General features: G+C 50.5%; 13 protein-coding genes. 3 read left to right on the top strand and 10 right to left on the bottom strand.

The features are described 5' to 3' along the window. Positions 1 to 6 precede the first annotated feature (6 nt). From ACR9Y8_RS20500 to ACR9Y8_RS20510, 3 genes are all read right to left on the bottom strand, one after another. Entirely contained in the window at positions 7 to 279 is a 273-nt protein-coding gene (locus tag ACR9Y8_RS20500; RefSeq protein WP_481215116.1) for a YHS domain-containing protein, read from the bottom strand. 11 nt (positions 280 to 290) lie between these two features. Further along, positions 291 to 515, bottom strand: a complete 225-nt coding sequence (locus tag ACR9Y8_RS20505; RefSeq protein ID WP_481215117.1) for a hypothetical protein — start codon at positions 513 to 515, stop codon at positions 291 to 293. 100 nt (positions 516 to 615) lie between these two features. After that, positions 616 to 2,670 carry a M13 family metallopeptidase gene (locus ACR9Y8_RS20510; RefSeq protein WP_481215118.1) on the bottom strand — a complete coding sequence of 685 codons (2,055 nt, stop codon included), beginning with the start codon at positions 2,668 to 2,670 and terminating at the stop codon, positions 616 to 618. Positions 2,671 to 2,768: 98 nt separating this feature from the next. On the opposite strand from ACR9Y8_RS20510, the gene ACR9Y8_RS20515 reads away from it, so the two are divergent. Together ACR9Y8_RS20515 and ACR9Y8_RS20520 are read left to right on the top strand one after the other, a co-directional pair. After that, a complete protein-coding gene (locus ACR9Y8_RS20515) occupies positions 2,769 to 3,260 on the top strand; it encodes a hypothetical protein (RefSeq protein ID WP_481215119.1) in 492 nt (163 codons plus the stop codon). Positions 3,261 to 3,463: 203 nt separating this feature from the next. Next, positions 3,464 to 4,720 carry a replication-associated recombination protein A gene (locus ACR9Y8_RS20520; protein WP_481215120.1) on the top strand — a complete coding sequence of 419 codons (1,257 nt, stop codon included), beginning with the start codon at positions 3,464 to 3,466 and terminating at the stop codon, positions 4,718 to 4,720. A 1-nt stretch (position 4,721) separates the two neighbouring features. Here the strand turns inward: ACR9Y8_RS20520 and pbpC are convergent, their stop codons facing one another. The 4 genes from pbpC to ACR9Y8_RS20540 form a co-directional block, all read right to left on the bottom strand. After that, on the bottom strand, positions 4,722 to 7,100 hold the full coding sequence (gene pbpC, locus ACR9Y8_RS20525) for a penicillin-binding protein 1C (protein ID WP_481215121.1): 2,379 nt from the start codon (positions 7,098 to 7,100) through the stop codon (positions 4,722 to 4,724). A 22-nt stretch (positions 7,101 to 7,122) separates the two neighbouring features. Next, positions 7,123 to 12,606, bottom strand: a complete 5,484-nt coding sequence (locus ACR9Y8_RS20530) for an alpha-2-macroglobulin family protein (protein ID WP_481215122.1) — start codon at positions 12,604 to 12,606, stop codon at positions 7,123 to 7,125. A 206-nt stretch (positions 12,607 to 12,812) separates the two neighbouring features. After that, positions 12,813 to 13,073 carry a hypothetical protein gene (locus tag ACR9Y8_RS20535; RefSeq protein WP_481215123.1) on the bottom strand — a complete coding sequence of 87 codons (261 nt, stop codon included), beginning with the start codon at positions 13,071 to 13,073 and terminating at the stop codon, positions 12,813 to 12,815. A 162-nt stretch (positions 13,074 to 13,235) separates the two neighbouring features. Then, complete coding sequence (locus ACR9Y8_RS20540; RefSeq protein WP_481215124.1) at positions 13,236 to 14,735, bottom strand: ATP-binding cassette domain-containing protein; 1,500 nt, start codon at positions 14,733 to 14,735, stop codon at positions 13,236 to 13,238. A gap of 112 nt (positions 14,736 to 14,847) precedes the next feature. Between ACR9Y8_RS20540 and ACR9Y8_RS20545 the strand changes: the two genes are divergently transcribed. After that, on the top strand, positions 14,848 to 15,306 hold the full coding sequence (locus ACR9Y8_RS20545; protein WP_481215125.1) for a GNAT family N-acetyltransferase: 459 nt from the start codon (positions 14,848 to 14,850) through the stop codon (positions 15,304 to 15,306). Positions 15,307 to 15,315: 9 nt separating this feature from the next. On the opposite strand, the gene ACR9Y8_RS20550 is transcribed toward ACR9Y8_RS20545, so the two are convergent. The 3 genes from ACR9Y8_RS20550 to uvrA all read right to left on the bottom strand — a co-directional run bounded on the left by ACR9Y8_RS20550 (position 15,316) and on the right by uvrA (position 19,535). Then, on the bottom strand, positions 15,316 to 16,125 hold the full coding sequence (locus ACR9Y8_RS20550; protein WP_481215126.1) for a DUF6048 family protein: 810 nt from the start codon (positions 16,123 to 16,125) through the stop codon (positions 15,316 to 15,318). Continuing rightward, complete coding sequence (locus ACR9Y8_RS20555) at positions 16,088 to 16,558, bottom strand: DUF6452 family protein (RefSeq protein ID WP_481215127.1); 471 nt, start codon at positions 16,556 to 16,558, stop codon at positions 16,088 to 16,090. Before ACR9Y8_RS20555 ends, ACR9Y8_RS20550 begins: the two co-directional genes overlap by 38 nt. Before the next feature lie 106 nt (positions 16,559 to 16,664). After that, a complete protein-coding gene (gene uvrA, locus ACR9Y8_RS20560) occupies positions 16,665 to 19,535 on the bottom strand; it encodes an excinuclease ABC subunit UvrA (RefSeq protein WP_481215128.1) in 2,871 nt (956 codons plus the stop codon). Positions 19,536 to 19,609 lie beyond the last annotated feature (74 nt).

Genomic DNA, 19,609 nt, shown 5'->3' on the forward strand with positions numbered 1-19,609 from the left:
ATGTGCTTAATTCAGTTTGGCCGCGTATTTCTCCGGGTTCTTGTCAAATACCCCTTTGCAGGTCACTGAGCAGAAATGTACGGTGTCTCCCTTATATATGCTGAACTCATGATAGCTGGTATCATAAGGCATTTCGCATACCGGGTCTCCCGGCTTCCCGTTCACTGCAACCGGGGTAGTGGCGGTAGTATCTTCTGTAGCGGCAGATGGCTGGCCGGAAGGACTGCCACAGGCCATGAAGATCCCCGCTAAACAGAGCGTATATAATAGTTTATACATGTGTGATGTTTTTAAATTTCGTTCTCCTGGTGAATGCGCATTACTATAATGCGGTAGTGCAGTTTAAGGCTTAATCCCAGCACACATGCGCATAAGAAACCTAATGTAAGCATAACACCGGTAAAGGTTTGAACAAACCTGAATGCCTGCGGCAGGTAGGGTATGAGGGCTACCAGCAGCGCCAGCAGTAAAATATTGCGGATTTCCTTTCTGTATTGCTTCACTAATGTTGTCATCTTAATGGATTTTAAAACCCTGCAAATATACGCCAAAAAGACGTGCCACCGGGATCAGTATCCTGGTGGCACGTATATATAGATCGCCGTCTTAATAAAATTACCAGATCACCACACGGGCAGTATCTGGCAGTGTCATTTTACCGCCGGTGCAGCCCCAGGCATCCTGGAACTCTTTCATGTGCGGCAGCGGGCCATTGATACGGTAACGCGCAGGTGAGTGCGGGTCTGTCTGGATCTGCTGGCGCAGGGCCGGATCTGTGGTGTTGGCGTGCCATACCTGTGCCCAGCCAAGGAAGAAGCGCTGTTTCCAGTTGTAGCCATCGATCAGCGCTGGTTCGGGTTTGCCTTCCAGAGATTTGGCCAGTGCGTAGTAAGCCAGGGTAAGACCGCCCAGGTCTGCTACGTTTTCGCCAAGGGTCAGCTGTCCGTTGATGGGGAAGCCGGGTAGTGCTTCTATACCACTGAAGTAGTGGGCATATCTGCCGGTCAGCTTGTCAAAGTTGGCGCGGTCTGCGGTTGTCCACCAGTTTTTCAGGTTACCGTCGGCATCGAACTGAGAGCCCTGGTCGTCAAAACCATGGGTGAACTCGTGGCCTATTACAGCAATGATACCACCGTAGTTGATCGCATCGTCTGCATTAGGATTGAAGAAAGGCGGCTGCAGGATACCTGCGGGGAATACCACCTCATTGTTAGTAGGATTGTAGTAGGCATTCACTGTTTGCGGGGTCATCAGCCATTCTTTCTTGTCTACCGGCTTGCCGATCTTCTTCACCGCTTCATTATTTCTGTAGAGATTAGCCGCAATAACATTCTCGATGAGCGTACCGGGCTGGATGTTGATGCTTGAATAGTCTTTCCATTTGTCTGGATAGCCTATTTTGTAAGTAAAGGAGGACAGTTTCTTGTGCGCCATCTTTTTGGTGGAGTCGCTCATCCATGTAAGCTTATCGATCCTTTCACCGTATACTTTGCGCACGTTCTCGATCATTTCAGAAACCTTCTGTTTGGAATCTTCCGGGAAGTATTTCTTTACGAACACTTTACCCAGCGGCATGCCCATGTTGCCATCTGTAGAGCGAATGGCTCTTTCCGCGCGTTTTTTCTGTTCTTTCTGGCCCCTCATGATGGTGCCGTAGAAACGGAAATTGGCGTCATCGAATTTCTTGGGCAGGAAGCCTGCATAATCGCTGAGCAGCTGCCAGCGGGCATACAGCTTCAGTGTTTCCAGCGGAGTAGCTTTCAGCAGCGCACCTGCATTTTTGAGATAGGCTTTATCTTCGATAATAATGGTGTCTGTTTTAACATCCTGCGTACTGGCATAGGCATCCCAGTCAAATTGCGGGGCCAGGGCCTTTAACTCCTTAAAATGCGCTTTGTTGTAGGTTTTTACCGGGTCCCGGCGCTGAACGTTGGTAAGTTGCAGTTTGGCCAGTTTGGTTTCAAAATCCAGCAGGGTTTTGCCAGGGTTCTTATCCGCCCAGCCAGCCATGGCGAACATGGTATCCACGTGTTTCACAAATTCATTTCTAACGTTCACGGTGTTAGAGTCCATTCTGTCGTAGTAGCTTCTTTCACCAAGGCTTAATCCGTCCTGGAACTCATATACGGCGTTCATGGAGCTGTTGCGGGCATCAGCATCTACATTAAAAACGGCAAAGGTAGGCACGCCGAATTTCTGTAATTCGCCGCTTACCTTAGACCATTCTTCCAGCGTTTTCGCTGCATTGATCTTATCGAGATAGGGTTGCAGGGGAGAGATGCCCAGCTTCTCGATAGTAGCGGTATCGAGGAAGGAACGGTAGTAATCAGCGATCTGCTGCTCTTCGGTACCCTTTTTGAGATCGGTCATGGCGGTGATCTCACCGATGATGCCTTTCAGCCTTACTTCCTTGTTCTCCTTATCCAGTACATTAAAAGCGCCCCAGCGGCTTTCAGTGGAAGGAATAGGATTATTCTTTTTCCAGTTGCCGTTGGCAAATTCGTCAAAGTCATCGCAAGGTTTGAAAGTAGAATCAATGGAGTTGACAGCAAAGGCAGGCACTTTAGTGGAATCTGCCTCCGCCTCTTGTGAAGAACCCTGGGAGTTACAGGCTGCCACAGAGGTCATAGCTGCCAGCAACAGGAGCTTTACAGCATGCGTATTATTCATAAGTAAAACAGGTTTAGTGTTTAAATATACAGGATTTAACTATTAAATAATCACTGTCAACTAATTTAGCTAGGTTTGTATTTACAAAAAGCGAGAACATGTCTTCAAAGTTTGGATTATTCAGGTTCCTGAGTATCATTAATTTACTGATCGCAGGTTTCCTTGTACTGATGTTGTTGCTGGGTTTACTTTTTATGCCCGCTATGTCGCCCGTGCTTATTTTTATGCTGTTAACCGGGGCCGTGGTGATACATAGTTTCCTGAGCATAGGCCTGCAGCAAAGCCTTAAAGACCCTGCCAGGAAGCTGAAGACGAGTACACCCGGAGGACTTCGCATTATGGGCTTTATGGCCATTTTCTATGCTGTACTGCTGATCACCAACGGGATATTTGTGCTGAGGAATATTGACGAGATGCTGCCACAGTTGGTGCAACAAATGCCCAAAAGCCAGCCGGCGCCCAGCTTACAATCCCTGCGAGGCATGATGACCGGCTTTATTATTGTACTGGTCCTGCATGCAGCAGCCGTACTGGTGAACTGCGCCCTGTCTTTTACCTATCTCCGGCATTGGCAGGAAGCACAAAAATGAGAGTTGTCAGTTGTCAGTGGTCAGTTGTCAGTCGTTAGTCGTCAGTTGTTAGTCGTCAGTGATCAGAGCGAGCAATAATTAGATTAACAACTAACAACTAACAGCTAACAACTAACAACTAACAACTAACAACTAACAACTAACGACTAACGACTAACGACTGACAACTGACAACCGACCACTGACAACTGACAACCGATTTTATGGAGCCTTTAGCAGAAAGATTAAGACCAACGACGCTGGATGAACTGGTGGGACAGGAACATCTTACCGGGAAAGGCAGCATTTTACGTAAAGCCCTCGGGCAGGGCAAAATACCTTCCATGATATTGTGGGGCCCTCCTGGCGTAGGCAAGACCACCATCGCCAACATCATTGCCCATACCCTGCAGGTGCCTTTCTACACACTGAGCGCGATCTCAGCCGGCGTAAAGGAAGTGCGGGAAGTGATAGAGATCGCCCGGCGGCAAGGGCATGCCGTATTGTTCATAGACGAGATCCACCGCTTTAACAAATCCCAGCAGGATGCATTGCTGGGCGCTGTAGAGAAAGGGATCATCACACTCATTGGCGCTACCACAGAGAACCCTTCTTTTGAAGTAAATTCCGCATTGTTATCCCGCAGCCAGGTGTATGTACTGAAACCTTTGGATGAAAAAGAGCTGTTGCAGCTGCTGCAGCAGGCCATGCAAAAAGACGAATGGCTGGGCAGCAAAAAGATCGAGCTTAAAGAGACCACTGCCCTGCTGAACATTGCCGGTGGCGATGCGCGCAAATTGCTGAACCTCTTTGAGCTGGTGGTAGATACCATACAGGAATACCCGGTGGTGATCACAGATAAGAAGGTAATGGACATTGCGCAGCAGCGCATCGCCATCTACGATAAAGGCGGCGAGCAGCATTATGATATTATCTCCGCCTTTATAAAATCCATCCGCGGCAGTGATCCCAATGGCGCGGTGTACTGGCTGGCAAGAATGATAGAAGGCGGAGAAGATGTAAAGTTCATTGCCCGCCGCATGGTGATACTGGCGTCGGAAGATATCGGCAATGCCAACCCGAACGCGCAGTTACTGGCCACCAGCTGTTTTCAGGCGGTGAACATGATCGGTTACCCGGAGGCCAGGATCATTCTCTCGCAATGTGCTACCTACCTGGCATCCTCTCCCAAAAGCAATGCCGCTTATATGGCCATCAACAATGCACAGTCGCTGGTATCGCAAACAGGCGACCTGCCGGTACCGCTTCATATACGTAACGCCCCTACGAAGCTGATGAAACAGCTAAACTACGGTAAGGATTACGCCTATTCGCATGATTTTGAAAATAACTTTGCTGCCCAGGAATACCTGCCGGATGAAATAAGCGGCACCAAACTGTATGATCCCGGCAAAAACGCCAGGGAAGATGAATTGCGGCGTTACCTCAAACAACTATGGAAGGATAAGTATAATTATTAAGCTATTTTTCCCTGCTCAGGATCTCAAACTCTGTTCTCACTTCTTCCCCATCTTCATCTACCAGGGTAATAGTGTGTTTGCCCGGCGCGGGATGCAGCGCCAGCTGATGAAATTCTGCGGTAGTGCCTACATAAGTATTATCCAGGTGCCAGAATATATGGGCCGCAGTATTGCGATGCGTGGCCGTAAAGATGGTTTGGCCGGGTTGCCCGTCTATTTCCACCGGTACAAATATGCGTGCGTTGGGCCTGGGATAGATCAGTTCCATTGGCGCCTTATCCTGGTTTAGTGTGGCCAGGCATTCCGGTTTATAAGGCGGTAAAGGCAGATAATTATTTTTTGCCCGATAGTAATACTCCATAGCAGGCGGCAGTACAAACCAGGCTTTGTGCTGCATTAGCTGCGGCGATTCACAATTGTCTGTAACCCTCCACTGACCGGTATGATCCAGGTGCACCAGCTGATGATAGGGGCATAGGCCAGACCGTAATCCGGCTGCGGGTACCCACAATGAATCTTTATCAGGACAAAGCTCTCCGGCCCGATAGCCGCTTTGGCGGCATACCTCGATCTTTCGCAGCTTACTGTAGGGAGTAGTAAACCATCCGCTGACAGGCAGCAGGCGGAAGATATCAAACAGCACAGGCGCCGCTGTGGCTACGCCCAGCAGACCGGGGCGGCCTTCTCCATCTGCATTGCCTATCCAAACGCCTACTACATATTGCGGGGTAACGCCTATGGCCCAGCCATCACGAAAACCAAAGCTGGTGCCCGTTTTCCAGGCAATGCGCTGGGAAGATGAGAACTGCTGCCACAGCAGCTCTTCTCCGGGGCGCATTACTTCCTGCATGGCCTGAAAGGTATGCCAGATTGCCCCTGCATCGAGTACGCCTGCCGTAGTGGGTGCATGTTCTGCATTTCGCCGTATATCCTGCCGGTAGTTAGGTGCATGAATGTCATCGGGGTCATATTTACCATGGTACTGATCCAGGTGCAGTAAGGTCCTGGCCATGCTGGCATACATGCCGCTCAGCTCCCAGAGCGTGGTTTCACCGCCGCCCAGGATCATGGAAAGGCCGTAGTGATCGGCAGGGCGGTTCAGTGTGGTGATGCCCATTTGCCTGAGCAGCGCATGAAAACGCTCATAACGGTATTCACGCAGCATGCGTACTGCCGGGATGTTCAGGGACCGCGCCAGCGCGCGTGAAGCAGGTACGGCGCCATCAAAGCCCAGGTCAAAGTTCTGGGGGGAATAACCGGCAATCTGGGTGGGAACGTCTGGTATCAGGGTATTGGGTAGTATCAGCCCGTCCTGCATCATGGCGGCGTACAGCAGCGGTTTTAAGGTGCTGCCGGGGCTGCGGGGCGCTTGTATAATATCCACATGGCTTTCCAGTTCAGGATCAGCGGGGTTGTATACATTGCCCACGTAGGCCAGCGTATTACCGGTTTCAGCATCCAGCACCAGGGCAGCGGCATTATTAATGCCGTTGGCTTTATACTGCTGGTGATATCGTTCAATAATACCGTTCACATTTTTTTGTAACACTGCATCTACAGTAGTGCGGATACGGGTAGCGCCTGTTTGCCGCTGCTGCTGGTAATCCAGTTTGAAACGGTCCAGCAGGTGAGGCGCCCATTGTGGTAGTGGCAGCGGCTGATCCGGCAGGGGCTCCAGTTTGGCAAGGCTACAGGTAATGCTGTCTATCTGGTGTTGATGGTAGAGGTTGTCCAGCAGCTGGTTGCGTTTGGCTGTCAATACCCGGCGGTTCCTCCCGGGGTGCACCAGGGCAGGGCTGTTGGGTAATACGGCCAGGGCGGCCATCTCTCCCCAGGATAACTGGGCGGCGCTGCGGCCATAATAACGCCAGGCGGCGGCTTCGAGGCCCACTACATTTCCGCCAAAGGGCGCGTTGCCGGCGTACAGCGCGAGTATTTCCTTTTTAGAGCGGGCAAATTCCAGGCGGGTGGCCAGCACAGCCTCCACGAGTTTTTGCCAGAGGTTGCGGGGTTTGTTGCGCGACAGGCGTATCACCTGCATGGTCAGCGTACTGCCGCCGCTCACCACTTTCCGACGGCCCATGTTCTGTTTAATGGCCCTTGCCAGCGCGATGGGATCTATGCCCCAGTGATAATAAAAACGTTTATCCTCGTAGGTGGTGATGCAGCGTGCAAATTTCTCCGGCACTTCGTTGCTCACCGGGAAGCGCCATTGCCCGTCTGCCGCTATGGAAGCGCTCAGCAGGTCTCCGCTGTTATCTTCAATTACAAATGAGGTAGGGGTGTTAAACAGTTTTGAAGGCAGGATGAAATAGTAGCACAGGAGCAGCAGCGCTGCTCCTGTTAACCACCATTTTTTACGTAATATCCAAAGTCGCACCCTCATCATTTTCAATGCACAATTACTTCATGATCTCCACCCATTTACCCGGTACAAAATCATGTATGTTATTATCATACATGGCCTCGCACGAAGTAGCCGGCAGATAATAGCGGCCCAGGTAAGCTGCATTCAGCAGCACATTGTAGGTATGGGTTTTATTCTCTTCTATATTGAAATAAGTATATACCCTGTCGTCACGTATATCCATATAGGTGAATGGCGACTGAGAGAATGCACTGTCGCTTTCCAGCAGGCGGGTGTTCAGTATTTCCCAGCCTGAAGGGAAGATCTGGCTCAGCGCCATTTGTTCGTAGTAACCGCGTTTGCCGGGGTTGCGGATGGTAACGGTAGCCATGAAATCCGTTCCCTGCTGCAGGGTGGCGGGATCCAGCGCTTTACCGCTACGGGTGCTGTACTTCACCTGTATATCCAGGATCTCAGGCTGGTGGCTGGCTACCGGCTCCTGTCCTGCATCTGGTTGTCCCTGCAGGATGAGGCGGACATACAATACATTCTGCCCGTTGTTCTGCAGGGTTAAATTACCGTTGGCGGTATTGAAGCTCACAGGCAGCTGGGTAAGATAAGAATTGCCGTTCACCGTGCCCTTGCTGCCATTCAGCTGATAGGTAAAGTTCATTTTGCTGCCGCCGCTGTTGTTGCCGCAGAATTTGGCGATGGCGATGAGCGCGTAGGCGGTGGTTTGTGTGCTGTACCAGGTTTCCTGCGACAGCTGTGCTGCGATCTGTTTCACCAGTTCATTTGCCTTATTGCGTTGGCCCATGAGGGTGAGTGTTTCCAGTATCATCGCCTTATCGCGCAGGTCAGAACCAAAGGTGCCGCCCAGCTGGTTGTAGGCTTTTACATCTGTGCCAAGGTTGCTCACCAGTGAATTGGCCACTTCCGGTTGTCCGCTGAGACGGTAAGTAGCTGCCAGCCGCCATTTGGCTGCCGGAGAGATGTATTTAAACTCCTTCAGGCGGTTCATGGCGCCCAGCTCCGGTACTTTGGCCAGCGCCAGGAGGTATAGGCGGTAAGACTGTACCAGGTCGCCGCCGTAGAAATTATAGGAATTCGGCGCCCAGGTCCCCGCTTTGTTACGCTGGTATTTCTTCCACTGATCCAGCAGGCCCGGTGGAATAGCATAGCCTTTGGCCTGTGCTTCCAGCAGGAAATGCCCGGCATAGTTAGTGCCCCACTCATCTGATTGTCCGCCGCCCGGCCAGTAGCTGAAACCGCCGTCTGAAGCCTGGAAGCCTTTTATACGATTGATACCCGCTTTGATGTTACGGTCTATCTCTGCCTGCTGGGAAGATTTGAGATCTGTTAACTGGCTTAGCGACAGCTGCGGGAACACAGATGAAGTGGTTTGCTCTATACAGCCGTGCGGATATTCTATCAGGTAACGCAGGCGCTTGGCCAGGTTCAGCGAAGGAATGGTGGAGATCTCCAGTGTACCGGTGTTGGTGCCTGTCATGCCTACCGGGCTGAAAGCAGTGCTCCAGTTGCCGTTTGCTTCCAGGGTTTTTTCAAGTGTATTAGTGAGCACCGGGTTCGGGTTGCGCACCTGCAGTTCTGTGGCCTCTTCTGCTTTTTCACTGCCGCTGGTGGCGGTTACTTTTACTTTGGCAACGCCTACCTGGGGTTTTACGCGTACGTCAAAATATACCAGTTGTTCGCCGGGTTGGGAGAAAGTAACGGTTTTGGTGCGCTCGCCTACCACTTCCAGCAGGCCGTTGGTAGAGAGGGTAACATTCGCCTTGCGGATATTGCTTTCCAGTCCAAATACAGTCACCGGCAATTGTATGGTTTCTGAAGGTCCCAATACGCGGGGCAGGGTGGTGAGCAGCATCAGCGGTTTCTTCACGGCTGCAACCTTTTCTGCAGCACCGTAGGCGCCTTCATAGCCTGCTACTACCATGGCCTTTACAGAACCAATGTAGGGAGGCAGTTTAAATTTATGCGTTTGTTCGTCCCCTTTCTTCAGGTAGAAGGGGCCCATGTATTTCACTACCGGTTTAAAGCGGTTGGCTTTGGCATTACCGGCATTCCTGTCCAGTCCTTCATCACCACCAATGCTCAGGATGCGATCCATGTCTGCGCCCCAGGCGCCTATTACATAATCAAAAAGGTCCCAGGTTTTAACGCCCAGTGCTTCTCTTGCATAGAAGGAGCTGTGCGGGTCGGGTGTTTTGAAACGGGTAAGGTCCAGCAGGCCTTCATCTACCAGTGCGATGGTGTAGGTCATGGCTTTACCTTTTGCTTCTGATACCGTAATGCTGGCTTCCTGTTCCGGCCGTAAGGTAGCGGGCATGTTTATTACAGGTTGCAGAATGGTATTCTGATCTTCAATAGCCACGGGTATGGTGCCGTACATGCGTATGGGCAGATCGTTCGCTGTTTGTGCGTGCGGCTGCAGCAGGCTAACGTTCACGTATATATTAGGCGCCATATTCTTTTCTGCCTTGAAGCGGAAAGTGGTCTGGCCTTTCCTGGTTTCGATCCATTCTGTTTTCAGCACCCGGCTGCCGGATTCAACGCTTACCAGTCCGCGGCCGCCTTCGCTGCTGGGGATGGTGAGGGTTATATCTTCGCCAACGTTGTATTTGGTTTTATCGGAGGTGAATACCAGCATCGCTGCTTCTGCCGGATTCTCCTTTTGCATGCGCTCTGCCCATCCAGGCCAGTCGATATACACGGCCTGACCGGCGGTATGGCCGCTTTGCAGGTCTTTTACCCGAACCAGGTAACGCCCCCAGTCGGGATAGCGTATCATCAGGTTCCAGCTGCCTTTGCCATTGTGCAGGTTAATGGTTTCTTTCTGCAGCAGCTGGTTATAGCTGTCTTGCGTAAAGTTGCTGAAATCATCGCCTTCGCCATCGTCCCACCACCAGCGCCAGCGTATCTTGTACAGTTCAACCTGTACTTCACGGTCGCCGGAGAGTGCGTTGCCTTGTTCGTCCACATTTACAATACTGATGGCATGCGGTTTATCTGTCAGCAGCATACCGGTAAGACGGTCGCCCTCCGGGATGCGCAGGCCCGCGTAGCTGGCAAAGGGATTATAAGGCATAGAGAAGTGATCTATACTGAAATCACCGCCCGGTTCAAATACTTTTACTTCGAAATTGGCTTTCAGCTGGCCGGGGGCCAGTTTACCCAGGGGCAGGTCTGTATTTACAGCAGCGCTGCCATTATCATTCAGCGGGCCCTCGAACAGGGTTTTATCTTCTGTTTCAAAATGCGTTACCGGATCATCAAAACTATAATCTGCAAAGCGGGGGAAGCGGGTGGTTTGTGAGCTGAGCGAAACATCCACTTTTGCTTTCAGGTTACGCCCGGCAGCGCCGAACAGCCATTGGGCAGAGAGGTTACCTGCTACGGGCGCTTTTTTGGAAAGGGCGCCTTTGTCAAAGTCCAGCTTTATTTTTAAGCGGTTCGGTTTTACTGTCTCTATTTTCAGGTTCTTCTGGAACACGGCGCCGCCTACTTTTACCTTGGCGCTCCAGTTACCGGTAGGATCTTCTGCAGCGGTGGCGGTAGAGAAATTATAAAAACCGTTCAGCGACTGATGCTGTGCGATCCGTTTATACAGCTGGCCTTTGGGATTGTACAGCTCCAGTGTTACGGGGTGATTTTCCGGCAGCTTTTTCTCTTTGTCTTCCAGGATAAAGGTCAGGAAGAGGGAGTTGCCGGGCCGCCATACGCCGCGTTCTCCATAGAGAAAGCCCTTGATACCGTTCTGCACTTCTTCCCCTTTTACATCAAAGCGGCTGAGGGGCAGAGAGCTGCCATCGTCCAGTTTCAGGTATCCCCGCTCATCGTCTTTTTTGGCGATCAGCAGCCAGGGTTTGCGTTTCAGCTCAAAAGTAGCCAGGCCGTCGCCATCGCTTTTGGTTTTGAAGATCACCTGTTGCTGGTAGTCCAGCAATTCCAGTTCCACGCCCATTAAGGGTTTTGTATCGCGTATATCCGTTACGGCTATTACCATGCTGTTATCATTACCCCGTTTGGCGGTAAGGCCAATGTTGGAAGTAATGATGTTACGGGAAGCCCATTTTTCCTTATTGTAATAAGAATTGGAGCAGGGATCTGTTCGTTCATCCCAGTTATAGCCGTAAGGGTAATAACTGTCATACCGTTGCCAGAAGCCATCATCCTCATCTATCTGATCACCATAGTAACGTTGTTCTTCCTCTCCTTCGGCTTCATCGCTGCTGCCGTCTTCGGCGTTTTCTTCGCTATGGCAGGTTTGCATCGCGTATGATTTGCGGAAGCCAAGGGTTACGCGATAGATGGCGCCCGGTTCGGCACGCAGCAGTTTTTCAAGGTCGAGGAAGAAGCGGTTGCGTTTATGCAGGTTAAGGGATTTATCCATATCCAGGCGGATGGTCTTTTCCACTACGGGTTTACCCACCCTGCGCAGTTCCTGGTCGCCGTTCAGATTATTGGTTTGCAGGTATTGCGGGATATTGCTTTCGTATATCTTGATGATAGTTACATCCACCGCTTTCAGGTTCACCGCTTCAAAAGGCAGGGCCAGTTTATTGCTCTGGGGCAGTATCACCCCGTTGCCCGGGATACTTACAGAGGGCAGCGTGTTCTCAAAATCTACATTGGCAGAGAAGGTTTTACCCAGGCGTACATCCATGATGTTGATCACGCCTTCGTTCACGGTAATGGAGTAATTCCCTTCCAGTCGGGCAGGGGCAAATACTTTTACTTCGCTGCCTTCTATAGAATAGCGTAAGTCGCCCTGGCCGCTGATGCCTATCAATCCATCCAGGTTTTGCGCCACGCTGATAGGATTGGAGAACTGCACCAGCACATATTGTTCAGGGTCTGATACGGCCCTGATGTCCAGCACTTTAAAATCTCCGATAGCCGGAACTTCTATTGTTTTTTTACCGTTGAGATCTACTTTCAAAGGTGCGCCATCCCAGCTCAGTTCCAGTTTGCCGGCAGTTTTAGTGAGCACAATGTTGGCAATGCTGAATTTAGAGGTTCTTTCTGCCGGGTTATGCTGCCAGGTAATAGGCAGCGCTTTACCATTATAACTGTTGCGCAGTAGTTTTTCTATCTGCTGTGGGTTTTCCACATCCGCGGTCTGTATCATCCCGGTCAGCACCATACGGTCCATGGTGGAATTGTCTGCGGTTTTCAGCCCAAAGTCTTCCACGGAGAAAGAAGGGCTCATCACCTTAAACTCAAAATCAAAAGAGGAGAGGTCGTCGGGTACCTTCATCACTTTTGACAGGCGGAAAGTGGATTTGTAAGTTTTACCCGGCTGCAGGTTTTCATCGGGGCGAAACTCAATGGTGGTAGCATCTATCCAGTAAGCCTTGCCTTTAATGTCAGGACTGAAGCTGAAAATATTGGTTTCCAGCGGTTCGTTCTGGGTGTGCGTAACATTCACATTGCCGGTCAGCTGCACGCGTATAGTGCTTTGTTTGGAGATCACTCCTGCGGTATAGGCTTCTACATACTGCGCCAGTGCCGGGTTCATGACTTTTTTAGCCTGCTTACAAGAAACTGATAATAATAGTGATAACAGGCAGGTAATTGCGGTTGCCACCGCATACTTGGGCTTGGGATACATTGCTCTTGTGCACGTTTAGGTGATACATAAAGGTAATGTAAAATATATAAAAAAGCCTTACACATTGTGCAGCAGCATAATGCGTAAGGCGGAAAGAATGAAGGGTAAAAGGATTATAGGGGCGATACCACGGCAGCAGGCGGCAGATCATTACCGTTGCTGCAATGCTCCCAGGCGCTGCGGAGCTGATCGAAAAGGATGGCAATGATCTTTTCCTTTTCTGCGTTGCTGATCTCTCCGCCTTTTACCTTGCGGTAATAGGTGGGCAGGCTCCAGTTGCATTCTTCGCAGATCCGTTTTTTTACTGTTTGCGGTAACTCCATTAACTGGTGATGGATGTGCTGTAAAGGGTTAAAGGATGAATAATTGTTCATGGTTTGGTTTTTTATCTGGTTAACAAATGGTTTTTGATATTAATAGCAAACCCAAGCTACGCCTGATGAAGGAGTGGCTTGGGCTAGTTAACAGCAATATATAACAGCGTTACTGCAAAAAGGTTTACAAAAAAAGTAGAAATAACAAAAAAAGATGACAGGCTATACTACTTTACCCTTCTCCAGCTTCAGCACTTTTGTAACAGCGGCCGGTATTTCTTCCTGGTAGTGCGTAACAAAAATGAGGCTGAATTCCATCACGGCACAGAGCATGTCGATCACGTTTTTGAAATGTTGTTTCTGTTGTGTATCCAGTCCCTGGCAGGGCTCATCGAAAATAAGCAGGGGTGGATCTTTTACCAGGGCGCGGGCCAGCAGGGCCAGTCTTTGTACGCTTTCAGGCACCTGTTTAAAAGGCTGGGCGCTATAGCTGCCGATGCCCAGTATCTCCATCCATCCGCTGGCATGTTCCATTTGTTCGGGGCTGGCGCTGCGGGTTTGGCCCAGGATGTCGTGAAAGCCGGAGCAGACCACCTGCAGGCAGTTATTGCCTGTGGGAAAATATTGATGCAGCTCAGGAGAGACGAAGCCTATTTTTCGTTTGATGTCCCATATGCTTTCACCTGTGCCCCGCTTGCGGTCAAAAAGGTAGATCTCATTAGCATAGGCCTGGGGGTTATCCCCGTTGATGAGGCTTAACAAAGTAGATTTACCGGCGCCATTAGGCCCCAGCAAGGCCCATTTTTCGTTGGTGCGTATGGTCCAGTTAATATCATCCAGTATCACATGCTCTCCATACTGTACTTTCACCTGTTCCATACGTACGATCGTATCGAAGGGGTGGGGAGCAGGCTGGATGAATGCACGCAGTTTTTGCTCGTCAATACCCGGCGCTTCCTGCTTAACGGCAACCGGAGCCGGAGCGCGGAGGAATTCATCGCGTGTGTACCTGCCTGTGATCGCGCCATTATCCAGCGTGAGCACGTGGGTAATATTAGACGGTATTTCAGTGGGACTTGTTACCAGCAGCACGGTAATGCCGCTGTCAATGATCTGGTTCACCATTTCCATGAAATGCTGGCGCGTCTGCACATCTATACCGGTAAAGGGATTGTCCAGCATGAGCAGTACGGGTTGCTGCAGCAGGGCCCTGGCGATCATCACACGGCGGGTTTCGCCGTTAGAGAGCTTGATCAGCTCTTTTCCCATCAAAGGGCCTATGCGCAATGGCGCCAGCAGTGGATCTTCCTGCGGAGGCAGGCCATTTTCGCCATACAGGTATTGCTGTACCGTAGGCGCATCTGAGGAGTCCATGCTGTTAAAGCGCTGCTGATAATAGAAATCCGTTGTGTTGCTGCGGTTCCGGAAATCGTGATGGTGCGCTACCAGCGCCAGCAGGTTGCGATAGGTGAAATAAGGATCGGTAACCTCATGCGTTTGCCTGTAATGATCATAAAAGTGATGGTGAATGCCCCCGTTGATCACATTGAACTTACCGGCAATGGTGTTCAGCAGGGCGGTTTTACCGGATCCGCTGTTGCCCGTTATGGCCCATTGCTGGCCTTTTAACAGTTCCCAATTCAGGCCGGTGAACAAGGTCTTATCCAGGTAGCGTACAGTAATATGTTCCAGCGAAAGAAATGGAACGGCATTTTCACTCATGATCAGTTAAGGTTGCATGGTTATAAAGCCCGTAAATTTATGAAAGCTTTACACTAGTTTTATGGTAAATATGCATGATCCCTGAAAAAGAGCACGAATAAAATTACCCGATATGACCTGGATAGAAAAAACCTTTGAAGAACTGACCACTGCCGAATTATACAACCTGCTGCATTTACGGGCCGAAGTATTTGTAGTGGAGCAGCAATGCCCCTACCAGGATGTGGACTATGCAGACCAGCATGCCGTGCATATTATGGGATATGACGATCAGCAGCAACTGGCAGCCTATGCCAGGGTGTTTGCGCCGGGTATTTATTCAAGAGGCATGCAATATAATAAAGCTTCTATCGGCAGGGTGATCACTTCAAAAGCGGCACGTGGACAAGGATGGGGAAAGGAGCTGATGCAAAAGGCCATTGCCGCAGTAGAAGCACGATTCGGCAAACAGCCCATTAAGATCAGCGCACAGCAATACCTGACAAAGTTCTATCAATCGCTGGGCTTCCGTCAAACCAGTGATATGTACCTCGAAGATAATATTCCGCACATTGAGATGATCCGGGACTAGCCGGGCCGCTTACCTTCTGGGTGGAGGATTCTCCTGCTTCCGGCGCTCGCGCACCCTGAGATCTCCTAAAGGTATAGAGTAAGATACCGTGTATTGCCAGTCAAACTGCGATCCTTTGGTGCCGTTGCCAAAGCCCGGTATTACAATAGGCGGGAACTGGCTGTTCTTATCTGGCCCGCTGATCATGATCTTCTCCCGTATGTTCCATCCCAGGAAAAGATTCTTCAGCACTTCTGCCTTAATACCTATCAGCAGTTCCATCCAGTGGGCGTTAATGCTGGTTTTAGGAAAGCTGCCCTTCACCCTGTCTCCCCAGTAAGAGTCGTAAATAGTATAGCTGGGCGCTTCATAGTTAAGATGGGCAAAGCCATAACGCACGCCGCCATAAAACATGAACCGCTCCTTGGTATCCTGTTTTTTAAGAAAATTATTGTCCACACCTACTGTCACGAAAGCGCCGTTCCCTTTATAGGTATAGTTGGTATCGCTATGAGAGGTAGTATGCCAGCCTGCTTCTGCAGCTGCATACAGGTTCTTTTTCAGGCGATAGTCTGCAGATACAGATACATCCGTTCTGTAGGGCTGAAAGGCCTTCACGGCAATACGGCTGAGATCAACGCCCAGCCGCAGGCCCTGGGGCACATAATAGAAACTGTCCGGCAATGCAGGCGCAGGCGCTTTCCCACCTGGCTTTTTCAACGCGCTATCCCTTGGGGGCGCAATGCTGTCCCTTTTGGGTGCAACCGGTTTTACCTGCGCTGCTGCCGCGGCTACCAGGAGGCTAAATCCCAAAGTAAAGAGTAATATGCGCTGTGTCATTTAGGGTGGACGTTATTTCACTTTGATTAACGATAAATGATTGAATGGTATGCCTGGTGCTGATCACCGTATCCAATGAAAAGAAGGTAGAAAAGCCGCAACCCGGAGAAATGAAATTGGGCTTCCTGGTGTAGCGGAAGGTCAGGGTATCCGGCGTGGTGGTGGTTAAGGTATCCACTTTCAGGTAAAAACGGCTGCTGTCTGCCACCGGCGAGAGGGACAGGAATACAGAAGATACCGCCTGTTTGCGGTAGATACTATCCATATTCAGCGCGTACAGCGTTACGGCCGGCATGGTAGTATCCCGGATAATGCCCGAACTGTCCCGTTTAAAACGGATCCTCATATCAGTAGCAGAGGCCTGGTCGCAAAGTTTGGTTTCATCGCTGCAGGCCACAATAGCAACCAGTACCAATAAGATAAAGTGCTTCATAATTTGGTTGCAATTAACAATTAATAATTAATACTTAATAATCTGAGAACTTGTCTTAAGCCTGATCTTTGAGTAACGCACATTATTAATTATTCATTGTTAATTATTAATTATCCAGCTCTTTTTTCAAAAAGCGGGCGGTATGGCTGTCTTTGCAGGTGCTTACCTCTTCGGGGGTGCCGGTGCAAAGGATGGTGCCTCCGCCGCCCCCGCCTTCTGGGCCCAGGTCGATGATGTGGTCTGCCATTTTGATCACATCCAGGTTATGCTCGATCACCAGTATTGTATTGCCCCTGTCTACCAGTTTATTCAGTACATTCAGCAGCAGCTGTATATCCTGGAAATGCAGGCCGGTGGTGGGCTCGTCCAGTATGTAGATGGTCTTGCCGGTATCTTTTTTAGACAGTTCCGTAGCCAGTTTTACACGCTGCGCTTCGCCGCCGGAAAGGGTAACGGCCGATTGTCCCAGTGTGATATAACCCAGGCCTACATCCTGCAGGGTCTTGATCTTCCGGTAAATGTAGTTTACGGGTTGGAAGAACTCCACCGCTTCATCTACCGTCATATCCAGCACATCTGAAATGGATTTGCCTTTATAGCGTATTTCCAGGGTTTCCCGGTTGTAGCGGCGACCATTACATTTTTCGCAGTGCACATATACATCGGGCAGGAAATTCATTTCTATCACGCGCATGCCGCCGCCTTCACAAACATCGCAGCGGCCGCTTTTTACGTTGAAGGAGAAACGGCCCGCGTTGTAGCCCCTGATCTTCGCTTCAGGCACCTGCGAAAACAGCTGGCGGATATCCGTAAAGAAACCGCAGTAGGTGGCCGGGTTGCTACGGGGCGTACGGCCGATGGGCGACTGATCAATTTCGATCACCTTATCTATATTTTCCAGGCCTTTGATGCTCTTGTAGGGCATGGGCACCAGCTTGGAATCGTAGGCGTGTTTAGACAGGATGGGATACAGCGTTTCATTGATCAGGGTAGATTTACCACTGCCGGAAACACCGGTAACGCAGATAAAAGTGCCCAGGGGCAGCTTTACGCTTACATTTTTCAGGTTGTTGCCGGTGGCGCCTTTCAGCTCCAGGAATTTGCCATTGCCCTTGCGCCTTTCTGCAGGAATGCTGATACCCCGGGTGCCGGCTAAATAGCCTGCAGTGGGTGTATCCAGCTTGAGCACCTGCTGCGGAGTGCCCTGTGCAATGATCTGGCCACCATGTACGCCTGCGCCCGGCCCAATGTCTACCAGGTGATCGGCATGCAGCATAATATCTTTATCATGCTCTACCACTATCACGGTATTGCCCATTTCTTTCAGGCGCTGCAGCGCCTCGATCAGCTGCATATTGTCCCGCTGGTGCAGACCAATGCTGGGCTCATCCAGTATATAGGTGATGCCCATGAGCTGGGAGCCTATCTGGGTGGCCAGGCGTATACGTTGTGATTCGCCGCCGCTCAGCGTACGCGTGGGACGGTTCAGGGTAAGATAGCTTAAACCTACATTGAGCAGGAACTGCGTTCGTTCCCGGATCTCTTTCAGTATATCTTTTGCGATAACATTCTGCTTGTTGTCCAGCCGCTTTTCAATACCCCGGAACCAATCGCCCAGTTTATCCAGGTCCATTTCTCCCAGCTCTGAAATGTTCTTCTCATCCACTTTGAAGGACAGGCTTTCCTTTTTAAGGCGGGCGCCGTTACATTCCGGGCAGGTGCTGAGCTGCATAAAGCCTTCCGCCCAGTTGCGCACGTAATCAGAAGAGGAGTCGTTGAAGTAGCGGCGCACCATGTTCACCACGCCTTCATATTCAGTAGCGTAGCCGTTGCTGCCGTTCCCGTCAAAATCCATATCCACTTCCAGCTTGCCATTCTCATCGCCAAACAGCAGCACGTTCATTGCTTTCTGCGGAATGTCGGAGATAGGTGCGGTCAGCGAGAATTTGTATTTGCGGGCCAGCTGCTGTACCTGTTTAAAGGTAAAGGTATCGCGGGCTTCGCCCAGGGGCACCAGTCCTCCGTCGTTGATAGAAACACTGTAGTCTGGTATCACCTCGTCCATGTTGATCTGGTAGATGGTGCCCAGGCCTTTACAGCGCGGACAGGCGCCATAGGGAGAGTTAAAGGAGAAAGTGTTGGGAGAAGGTTCCTCGTAAGAGAGACCGGTATCTTCACACATCAGCTGTTTACTGTACTGGCTAACTTTCTGAGTGTCGTTATCCATCACGAACATCAGCCCTTTCCCCATCTGCAGCGCTTTCTGCACGCTCTGGCTGATGCGGGTGCGGGCATCTTCCTGCACCTGGATGCGGTCTATCACCAGTTCTATATCATGGATCTTATAACGATCCACCTGCATACGTTCTTTCAGGTCCTGTATCTCACCGTCTACCCGTACTTTCAGGTAGCCCTGCTTGCGTACCTGCTCAAACAGCTCACGGTAGTGGCCTTTACGGCCGCGTACCAGCGGCGCCAGGATGTTCAGTTTACGCTTCGGATAGTTTTTGAACAGGTGGGCCAGGATCTCTTCTTCCGAGAAGCGGGTCATCCGCTTACCGGTGTTATAAGAATAGGCCACGCCGATCCGTGCATACAGCAGGCGCAGAAAGTCATAGATCTCTGTGATGGTGCCTACAGTAGATCGCGGGTTCTTATTGGTGGTCTTTTGTTCTATGGAAATAACCGGGGAAAGGCCGGTGATCTTGTCTACATCAGGTCTCTCCATATCGCCGATAAACTGGCGGGCGTAGGCCGAAAAGCTTTCCATATACCGCCGTTGCCCTTCCGCATAAATGGTATCAAAAGCGAGGGAGGATTTTCCGCTGCCGCTGATACCGGTTATCACCACCAGCTTGTTCTTGGGCAACTGCAGGTCCAGGTTCTTCAGGTTGTGTTCCCGGGCGCCAAACACTGCAATATTGTCATCTGCAGCCAGAGGCACGGCGGGAACCGTCGCATTCTTCTTTTTTGACATAAGCTAAGCCGATAAGTCCGGTACGGACTTTTTCAAACTACTAAACTACGCCATAATTGATTGCCAACATCAAT

The sequence above is a fragment of the Chitinophaga sp. SVR4-12A genome, from assembly GCF_056754765.1.